Consider the following 9,715-nt stretch of genomic DNA (forward strand, 5'->3'; position numbering starts at 1 on the left):
CCTGTAGCCTATTCCCTGGAAAAGCCGGCCTCCGCGCCGGTTTTTTTGTGCCCGATTTTTCCTCCGCTCAGACTCACTCGGCATGATTGCAAGCCGCGACGGCCAAAGTAAAGTATCAAAATCGGCAAACTAGCTTCTTGAAAGACCGCCACCAGACCTGGCTCGCCGGATGTGGTCGCGGTCCCCGACCGGGCCGCGAGTTCTCTCTCTCTCTCTCTCTCTCTCTCTCTCTCTCTCTCTCTCTCTCTGACTTCCAATCGTAGTATCGCCTCGCCGGCGTCAAACACGGCCGCCCCCCGCTTCTCTGCAGAGGCGAAGGCCGTCGTCATAAAATCGGACCGAGCGACACCGCCTGGCTCGGGCACGCTGACCCCTCGCTCGCCCCCTCCTCCACCGGTGGTGGTTCATGGTCGCCGCTCCTCCGATCAAACTTGTGCCCCTCGGCGCGAAGAAGTACGTCCATCTCCGCCTGAGCTGGCCGACCCGCGAGACGTTGGAACCGAAGCCTCGTAAATGTGAAACCGGTCATCCGGAGCTGGCTGGACGCGCTCCTTTGGAACATACCGCTTTTTTTGGCGGCTTACGCCCTTGCCCGAACAAGAGCGGGCGGGCTCTCATCCGTCAGGCGCAGAACAGCCCACACCGAGTGATGATGACGGGCCTCGCCCAACCTTCTCTTTCGCAGCCTGTGGCGACAACCATCGGAGCCGATGCAAGGAACCATCAGCATTATGAATCGGTCTGACTGGATCGATTCATAAAAGTGGTTGGACGCTGCTTCCGAATGAAGCGAGACTTCAGCCATGGAGAAAGAGGAAACAGGCCCAGCCCATCTTCGCCGCATCGAACCGTCACAGAACATGCGACGGTTCTATTTGCTCGCGATCCAGCCGACCCTGTTCGGCGGAGCCTCCCTCATCCGCAACTGGGGCCGCATTGGGACCAGCGGCCAGTCGATGATGGAGACCTTCGACAGCGAAGACGATGCGACCGCGGCGACGTTGCGTCTTCAGCGCGCCAAGCGCCGACGCGGATATCGTGTTTGCGACCCGGCCTGAAGGCGGCGATACCAGGCCGAAGCGGTGCTGCGTGCCCTACCCTACCATCGCCGCGAGCCGACCGGGTTCCGGAAGAGACCCTCAAGCTGACAGGATCATTTGCCGTGGCGACAGCAACCGAGATCGTGGACAAGATCGCCGGCGAGCAGAGCTGGACCAACGCGCAGGCGAAGACCGCGAAGAACGCGTTCAATAGCTGACACCGCCAAGCGCGCCCGGGCCGACGCCGCCCTCACAAGGGCGGCGCGGCGTCGATGATGCCCTCCTGCTCGGCGACCGAGGCGGCCAGTTCGGCCAGAGCCAGTTCCAGCTCCGCTTCGATCTGGCGGCGTTCGGTCCGCTCGACGCCGTTCTGCAGTTCGGCGCACAGCTGTTCGATTTGGATTTCGAGGGTGACAGTCATCGTCGTCATCTCCTTGATGGTGTGAAAGATGACGCCCGCGGTCGGGAGGGATCGGGCCGGATCAAGGATCGCGTCAGCGACCGGCGGAGCCCGGCGAGCGGGGGTGCCGATTTTGTCGGAGCGCAGGGAACCGGAGCGGAGACAAAATTGGGGGAACCGCGATGTCCTTGAGGCGGCGCGATTCCTCATGGCACAATCGGCGTTCTGAGCAGGCAGGCATTCGTCTCGTGTGGCACGTGAACAACGGGCGACTGGACAAGGACGGTCCAGGGCAGAGGCACGAAGGGAAGCCGGCCCCTTGCGGGGCCGGTTCGGCTCGGGTCACTCCGGGTTGTTCCAGAGGATCACCCGCTTGTTTTCCTCACCGCCGGGGGCCGGTGCGACGTTGCCGAAGATCACGCCGATCTCGGGCGCCTCCAGCCGGATCGAGGTGTATTCCGCTCCGGTGCGCGGCGAAATCCTGTTCCAGCCCGCGCCGATCTCGAAGCCGGTACGCTTGTTGATGACGCGGTAGTCCGGTGCGTCCTCGCTGGACTTGGTTGCGTTCGGGAGGACGGCGATCGGAGCATTGATGCGGAGCGTGGCGAAGACGCCTTCCATCGAGCCGTCGGCCTTGGTGGTGAGGTTTGCGATTGTGGATGCCATTGTACTTCTCCTTCGGTTGCATCGGGACCGTTCCCGATGGCGTCGAAGGAGAGGGCCGTCCTGCTGCGGTCACTCGAAACAAATTCTGGAAAATTCTATTTGCCGCAAATCGCGGGCCGCACTTTCCCCAGGGACCGCTTGCGGGGGGAAATGTCTGGCCCGCAACCAAAGATCGAAATCGAATTTTCCTGAATTTTTGCCGAGCGTACCCCCAACGGGGGTTGACTGCGGTAAGCAGGCGGTCCTCTACAAAGGCGACATAACACGGGAAAGGGCTGGGTGTGACTGGAGGAGACGCACCCCGGGCTATCCGATCGCTTCTTCTCCGCCACGCGCCATGACTGCAGGAGCGGCAGTGCCTTGCTTCCTGTCATTGCCTGTAATCGTCCTGGGTTCACGACGGATCGTGGGAGGGCGTTTCGGTCGCCTGTGTCCTACCACCAAGCCTCGTCGTTCGAAACCGGCTGCTGCTTCAAAACGGTCGCTGCGCACCAGGGTGGAACGCATCGCTTGCTCGGCGCCGAATGCCAGAAATCGGCGCGATCTTTGACAACTCGCACCACACGAGCGGCGCGCCAGACAACAAGGGATCCGTCCGAAGCATACGGGTGTACCAACCGGGGTCGGTCTGGCGAGGCCGGCTTCCGTTCGGGCAGGCCTGCGCCATGGTCGTCGTCCGCCCGGCCATCGAAGCGAGGGCGCCCGGCCTTGTCTGTTCATGTCGGGCCCGTCCTCCGCAGCCGGCCTGGCGAGAATGGACGATCACCCCATGGCCACGATGCGCTCATCCTCGGTCTGCGCGCCTCGACCTGCCGGCGGACGTCCGGGCCAGCGGCGCGAAGCATCTGGCGCCAACCGGCGACGTCGCGGACTGTCCTCACCCTGCCGCGCATGTTGTCGTAGACGACACAGGGCGCTGCGCCAAGTTCCGGCCTTGCTGCGCAGCCCACTTCATCCACATCGAGCCGCTCTTGGCTTCGTCAGCTATCCACGGCATACGATCCTGCCCGCTTCTCGCACCAGAATCGAGTCCATGTACGTAGACGCACAAACACGCCGGAAAATCCTTGCCCTCAAGAATGTGGCGGTCGAGCACTTCAAGCATGAAAACTGGCTTGAGCTCGGCACGCTCACTGGCTGTTACGACTTGATCAGTTCGCACTCCCGGCTCCTTCGAAGTCTCAGCTTCGGAGATGATGACTATGCTGGCTGCGCCCTGGAGGTGCTGATGCGAATCGTCGAGCGTGAGGACGCCAATTTTGCGGAAGTCGACAGCTACATCACTGACAAATTCGGGGGCGGTTGCCAAACGATCTCGAGTGCCGTGAACGCTGGCCGCGCGTCTATTTTCAGTCTTCTGCCTTCACGCTGCCGGCGGAACCGCCCGACCCGTATCTGGTCTCAGCGATGATGCCATTCTCTGCCGGCCTGAATGGCGTCTACAGCGCGATTCAGGAAGCCAGCAGTCAAAGCGGCATGCGTTGCGAGCGGGCCGACAACATCTGGAAGGAGTCGGCCGTCATTCAGGACATTTTCGGACTGATCTATCGATCGTTCATGTCGTTTGCGACTTCACGGGCAAAAACCCCAACGTCTTTTACGAGGCCGGCATCGCTCACACGCTGGGGAAGCACGTCATTCCGATCACCCAGTCGGCCGACGACATCCCATTTGACTTGCGCCACCACCGGTTCCTTCATTATCTGAATAACGGCGAAGGGCTTGCCGCCCTCACGACTGCTCTGGCCAGCAGGTTGAGAACGCTGCATGTCAATCGTGACTCAGCGACTTCGTCAGCCGCGAATACCGGCGTTTTCGGGTGACGATGAATGGAGTGGGCGTAGCATTCACGCCTACATGCTGATCACACATTGTACTTGACAGCCACCCGCGCAAGCAGGTGACCAGCCCGAACGACCACCCTGGTGGGTCGACTGGATGGGATTTATCAGCTGAAGCGCGATTAGAAGCTGAAATCTTTTTGCCGTTGTCGTGGTCCGAGAACCGTTGGCCGGCGTCCATCAGATGCCGCGTGACCTTGCGTCGAGAGCGTCCCGTCACCATATACAAAATAACATAGATGCCATGCATCGCCGCCTGCGGCGTTCTGGCCTGTTGACAACCGGCTAAATAACCGTATCCTAAGTGCAACGCGCTGCACGAACGCATTTACAAGAATTTTACCTTATGCCATAAAAAAAGGCAGGCGGTGATTCCACCGTCTGCCTTCTGTTTGTGCGTACCTGCGGACGTGGCGCCGTGAGGCTGCCCAGACCACCGGTCCGTACCGTAGCAAGTCGGTTCTAGTGCCCCAAGGCTCCATTGACAAGCCACAGGCATAGTTGCCGGCGGCGCGCGCACGCGGAGTTGATCCGCTGCGTGGCCGTTCCGGCCGAACACAGGAACCGACTTTAATGCCCGCAAAACTGACCTTTTTCCCCGTTGGCAACGGGGACATGGCGCTGATCGAACTCAACAACAAGCAGACGATCCTCGTCGACATCAACATCCGAGCCGCTGCCGACGATCCCGACGACGATACCTACGACGTTGCCAAGGACCTCAAGGATCGGCTGCCCCGTGACGACAAGGGCCGGCTCTACGTCGACGCCTTCCTGCTGTCGCATCCGGACTCTGACCACGTGACCGGGCTCACCACGCACTTCCACCTCGGCCCGCCCGACGATTTCCCTGAAGACAACGAGGATCTCATCCTGATCCGCGAGATGTGGTCGTCGCCGATCGTGTTCCGCCGCGCCAGCTCTCAGCACACGTTGTGCGAAGAGGCCAAGGCGTGGGCGACCGAAGCTCGACGCCGCGTCAAGCTGTTCCGCGAGAACGGCCTCACCGGCACCGGCTCGGGCGACCGTATCCTGATCCTCGGCGAGGATAAGGACGGCAAGACTGATGACCTTACGGACATTTTGGTCAAGCAGGATGGTCTGCTGACCGCGGCCGATCGCGTCAATGCCGGCCAGTTCGAAGGTCGCCTGCTGGCGCCGATGCTTGTTGATGAAGACGACAAGGAGCTGATCGAAGAACTCGAGAAGAACAACTCCTCGGCGATCGTGCGGTTTTCCATCGCCGGCGACGGCTTCGCCGACCGCTGCCGCTTCCTGACCGGCGGTGACGCCGACGTGTCGATCTGGGATCGGCTGTGGCAGCGCCACAAGGACATCAACAAGGACTGGCTGACCTACGATGTGATGGAAACGCCCCACCACTGCTCGTGGCGCACCCTGAGCCATGACCGCTGGTCGAAACTGGGCGAGAAGGTCAAGGTCTCCGAGGACGCGAGGAACGCCCTGTCGCAGACGCGCGAAGGCGCCATCATTGTTGCCTCGTGCAAGCCCATCAAGAAGGATGACGACAACCCGCCGCACGAGCGTGCGAAGCGGGAATACGTCTCGATCACCTCCAGCGACCGCTTCATCTGCACGACCGAGTATGCCGAAACGCATGACGGGCCGGTGGAATTCAACATCACCAGCGCCGGGACGGCCAAGAAGCAGGCGCTGACGCCCAAGAAGGCCGCGTCGATTGCCGGTGTCAGCGGCGTGACCACCACGCCTAGGGCTCACGGCTGAACCCATGGCCTTGGCAGAAATGAAGCGACACGCAGACCATTTTCTGCGTGTCGCCAACGAGATTCCGCAATGCAACTGCTGTGGCCTGATCGCCGTCGATGAAGACGTGGCGTCGCTGTTCCTCGATCTGGCCGTGGAAATGCCAACGCATTGGATCGCCAAAGGCGGCGCCCCCAATGGTGTCCTGCCGGTCGAACGCGTCGAGGTCACGCTGCGCTCGGACTATCCGTGGCGCTGTCCCACTTTCACCTTGCGCGCGGATTTCCCGCGCGACATGGCTCACCTCACACCCGGATCGGACAATGTTCGTCCGACCCCTTGCCTCGTTGACGGCGATCAGGACGAATTTCTCAACCAGCACGGGCTGCTTGAGCTCGGCATCGGCGCCATCGTCAACCAAATGGGCCTATGGCTCGGCCGCGCCGCGATTGGCACCTTGATGGACCCGGACCACGGCTGGGAACCGGTAATGCGTCAGGGCCTGCCGGACCGGCTGATTATCGATGCGGACTACGCCCGCAGCCAGGTCACCGACAAGACGGGCTCCGTGTGGCTTGCGACCAGATTCGCGAAAGGCAAGGATCTCTCTGGCAAAAGGGCTTACACCCTTTCGGCGAACAACGAACTTGCTGCGGTCTTCGGCGACATGAAACCGTTCCCGTTTGAGCCTGAACGCGAAGATCGCTACAGCGGCATCAGCGTGACGGCGCTAATCTGGCCGCCAAAGGATGCCATCACCAGCACCGTCCTTCCCGAAACCGTCCAAACACTCGACGATCTGGCCAAACGCGCCGTCGCTTTGGGCTGCGGCGCGGAGTTCGCCCGGTTTCTCGACAAACTCGAGCATCGATGGAAGCACAAGACCACAGCCGCGGTTCTGCCGGTTGCCGTCGTCCTGTGCGCGCGGCGCCCGTTCCCACTCATCGGCCGGGATTCGACCATTGAGTTGCTCCCCTACCTGATCGAGATCACGGCGAAGCCGAAGCGCGCGTCCCTGTTCGAAGGTCCGAACGCGAAGACGGTCGTCGCCATGGAGCAGCTTGACCGGACCACACCGAAGCTCTTGCGTACCGTGTCGGCCGCTCCGATTTTCGGGCCGTTCAGCCTGGTCGGCTGCGGCAGCGTCGGGTCCAAGGCTGCATTGCACCTGGCCCGGGCCGGTGCCGAGGTCCTCGCCGTGTCCGACAGCAATGAGCTGAGGCCGCACAACATGGCCCGGCATGCCCTTGTGCGGCTCCCCCTGCCCTGGCCGAAGGCCTTCGAACTGGCCGAGGAGCTGGGGCCGCTCGGGCAAAGGCCCGAGGCCAACCTGATCGACGTCGTCAAGGGCCTGAAACGGCCCGAGGACCGGTTGAAGATTGCGCCTGCAGGGACCCGGACCCTGATCAACACGACCGCGTCGAGCCTGGTGCGCGACGCGCTGTCGATTGTCACCCCGGCCGAGCTGCCGGCGCGCGTGGCCGAGATCGCACTGTTCGGGCGCGGCCGCTGCGCTTTTGTCTTCCATGAAGGCGCCGACCGCAATCCAAGCCTTGCCGATCTGCAGACGGTCCTGTCGGCGACGGTGACCCCTTATGAACGGAGCCTGCTGTTCGATCCCGCGTTCGGGCTTGCACAGATCCAGATCGGGGAAGGCTGCGGCTCGATGACCATGCCGATGACCGACGCGCGCCTGTCGGCGATGACGGCCACAGCCAGCGAGGAGCTAATGCGGCTTGCGATCGCCAATGCCGGCGAGGGAGAACTCGTCGTCGGCGTGACGGAGCCCGATAGCCCATCGACGCACTGGCGCCGCCTGGCGGTGCCCAAATTCCTGGAAATTCCGGTGGAGGGCGGGGAATGGACGGTGCGGCTGTCTTCTGATGTCGCCCGCATGATCCGCGAGGAGATCGCAAAATATCCCAAGGTCGAGACCGGCGGTCTGTTGATTGGGTCCTGCAGTTCGCTGAGGAAGACCGTGACCGTGGTCGACCTGATCGAGGCGCCTGAAGACAGCGTCAGGACGCCGACCCTGTTCGTGCTCGGCACCCAGGGCATGAAACAGCGCATCGACACCCATTTCCAGGACAGCGGCCGATCGCTGCTCGACGTCGGCACCTGGCACAGCCACCTTGCTGAGCAAGGGCCATCCGGCACCGACCGGCAGACCGCCAAGCAGGTGGCGGCCGAACGGGCTCCGCCGGCTATCTTGCTCATCGCCACCCCCGGCACCTACCACGCCATCATGCACAAGGAGGCCTGATGAACGACTATCTCGACGCCTATTCCATCAAGGCCCGCCTGGCGCCGGCGGCGTTGGCCATCGCGCCGGTCATCGTGCTAATCGTCTTGGCCTTCAACTGGGTCCAGCCGAGCCTGCCGGAAGCGATTATCGGGGCCGCCGTCACAGTCCTGTTCTTTGCGGCCTCCAACATCGCGCGCCGTCTCGGCAAGCGGAAGGAACGGCAGCTATTTGCGGCCACGGGCGGGCGCCCGGAGAACCGTGAGCTCAATCACCTCGACAAGACGCTCGATGACAAGACCAAGAAACGGTATCGGCAGTTCCTTGCCAAGCAGCTCGACCAGCCGGCGCCGACCCGGGATATGGAAATCGAGGATCCCGACGAGGCCGCTGCCTTTTATGTCCAGTGCTACAACTGGCTGCGCGAGAACACCCGCGACACCGACAAGTTCCGGATCCTGTTCAACGAGAACATCACCTATGGCTACTACCGCAACCTGCTTGCGCTTAAGCCGTACGGTATCGGCCTCAACCTGCTGACCATCGCGGCCGCGGCCGCGATCATCTATTACAAGCCGGATTTTGCCGAACTGACCCATGGAAAGCTCGTGGCATTGGGGATTCTTGCCGCCGTGCACGCGCTTTACCTGCTTTTTGGCGTCACGAAACGGGCCGTACTTGACGCGTCGAAGGCCTACGCGCGCCAGCTCACGCTCAGCTGCGAAACCCTGATCGTACAGATGCAAGCAGGGTGACGGTCAGTGAAATCAACGGTAGCTCTTGGCATTGGCGGATCATACAGTGTTAGGTTGGAGAAAGTGTTGTAAATTGACTTGAAGTCCGGCGAGCACGTTGGCAGATATCTTGGCGTCGGCCGACCGCACTTTGCGTGATAGTGTCCTTATCAAACATAACGAGGGATACCATGATTATCGGTGAAGCACTCTTCCGAAAAAATGGCTTGGACAATTACCTCAGGGCCCAAGTGGGCGCGGTTGAAGAACACGTGCGCAAGAACGTCACTAAAGTGGACTTAAGTAAGACCGACGCCGAGATCACCCGACAGCACCTGCCAAACGCTCGTGTCGAACCGTTGCAGGTAGACTTCGAAAATCCTCAAAAGGATGTGAGCGAAGCGCGTGTGCGAGTCCATGACGGTTTCGATGGTGCAGTCATCATTGATGGAGTGCGCGCGACCCGCAGCTTCGCATTCACCGGCGAACCAGCGCTGTTTTCGCTCAAAACCAATCCCTATTCGAGTGTGTTGCCCTATGGTCTCATCACTGGCGGCCGCATCGTCATTGGCATGGAAGGTCGGAACGACGCGGAGACATTGAAACGCGATATCGATCGCCAGGAACAAATCCTGCGCGAGTACGTCGGATACTCAAAGGCACAAGTCGATGCGCATAACGCCCAATTAGAGACCCTGCTAACCGAGGCCATTGCGCGCCGGCGGAAAGCTCTCGACGCCATCGACGCCCTTAAAGGCCGTATTTAGTAGGAGCTAACTTACTGGCCGTGGGTCGTGATCGATGGGGGGTCATGCAGTTGGCCCGTCACCACGGCAGGCCAGTGCATCGCGAGTACGACAATGGCCCCGAGGGTTAGCGCGCCGAAGATTGTTGGCTCAAGGCCCGGCAGCACGGTCGCATTGCCGATACACGGATCGGCCAGCTCCTTGTGAAATTCAGTGCAGATACGGGCGGGATCGTTTAGCGTCCGAAGCTGCGACCAATCCCAAAGGCTGGCGCCTGGGTCCTTCTTGCCGTCGTTCAGCATTACCGTCGCGGAGAGGAAC

10 protein-coding genes are annotated in these 9,715 nt (G+C 61.5%); 7 read left to right on the forward strand and 3 right to left on the reverse strand.

Annotated features, from left to right (window positions below):
• Nucleotides 1-803 precede the first annotated feature (803 nt).
• A complete protein-coding gene (locus ACWGS9_RS33185) occupies nucleotides 804-1,058 on the forward strand; it encodes a WGR domain-containing protein (protein ID WP_454509196.1) in 255 nt (84 codons plus the stop codon).
• Between the two features lie 232 nt (nucleotides 1,059-1,290).
• On the opposite strand, the gene ACWGS9_RS33190 is transcribed toward ACWGS9_RS33185, so the two are convergent.
• Complete coding sequence (locus ACWGS9_RS33190; protein WP_454509204.1) at nucleotides 1,291-1,470, reverse strand: hypothetical protein; 180 nt, start codon at nucleotides 1,468-1,470, stop codon at nucleotides 1,291-1,293.
• Nucleotides 1,471-1,782: 312 nt separating this feature from the next.
• Entirely contained in the window at nucleotides 1,783-2,106 is a 324-nt protein-coding gene (locus ACWGS9_RS33195) for a DUF736 domain-containing protein (protein ID WP_454509197.1), read from the reverse strand.
• A gap of 1,033 nt (nucleotides 2,107-3,139) precedes the next feature.
• On the opposite strand from ACWGS9_RS33195, the gene ACWGS9_RS33200 reads away from it, so the two are divergent.
• The 6 genes from ACWGS9_RS33200 to ACWGS9_RS33225 all read left to right on the forward strand — a co-directional run bounded on the left by ACWGS9_RS33200 (nucleotide 3,140) and on the right by ACWGS9_RS33225 (nucleotide 9,415).
• Nucleotides 3,140-3,517, forward strand: a complete 378-nt coding sequence (locus ACWGS9_RS33200; RefSeq protein WP_454509198.1) for a hypothetical protein — start codon at nucleotides 3,140-3,142, stop codon at nucleotides 3,515-3,517.
• Nucleotides 3,409-3,813 carry a hypothetical protein gene (locus ACWGS9_RS33205; RefSeq protein ID WP_454509205.1) on the forward strand — a complete coding sequence of 135 codons (405 nt, stop codon included), beginning with the start codon at nucleotides 3,409-3,411 and terminating at the stop codon, nucleotides 3,811-3,813. Before ACWGS9_RS33200 ends, ACWGS9_RS33205 begins: the two co-directional genes overlap by 109 nt.
• Before the next feature lie 635 nt (nucleotides 3,814-4,448).
• The gene (locus ACWGS9_RS33210; RefSeq protein ID WP_454509199.1) at nucleotides 4,449-5,693 is read left to right on the forward strand and encodes a ComEC/Rec2 family competence protein; all 1,245 of its coding nucleotides are present in this window, start codon (nucleotides 4,449-4,451) and stop codon (nucleotides 5,691-5,693) included.
• Nucleotides 5,694-5,697: 4 nt separating this feature from the next.
• Entirely contained in the window at nucleotides 5,698-7,935 is a 2,238-nt protein-coding gene (locus tag ACWGS9_RS33215; RefSeq protein ID WP_454509200.1) for a Mov34/MPN/PAD-1 family protein, read from the forward strand.
• Nucleotides 7,935-8,669, forward strand: a complete 735-nt coding sequence (locus ACWGS9_RS33220; protein ID WP_454509201.1) for a hypothetical protein — start codon at nucleotides 7,935-7,937, stop codon at nucleotides 8,667-8,669. The genes ACWGS9_RS33215 and ACWGS9_RS33220 overlap by 1 nt, the downstream gene beginning before the upstream one ends.
• A 170-nt stretch (nucleotides 8,670-8,839) precedes the next feature.
• A complete protein-coding gene (locus ACWGS9_RS33225) occupies nucleotides 8,840-9,415 on the forward strand; it encodes a hypothetical protein (protein ID WP_454509202.1) in 576 nt (191 codons plus the stop codon).
• Nucleotides 9,416-9,426: 11 nt separating this feature from the next.
• On the opposite strand, the gene ACWGS9_RS33230 is transcribed toward ACWGS9_RS33225, so the two are convergent.
• Nucleotides 9,427-9,715 (reverse strand): hypothetical protein (locus tag ACWGS9_RS33230; RefSeq protein WP_454509203.1); only part of this gene is annotated, 289 nt, incomplete at its 5' end.

Source organism: Mesorhizobium sp. Arg314 (assembly GCF_053714275.1).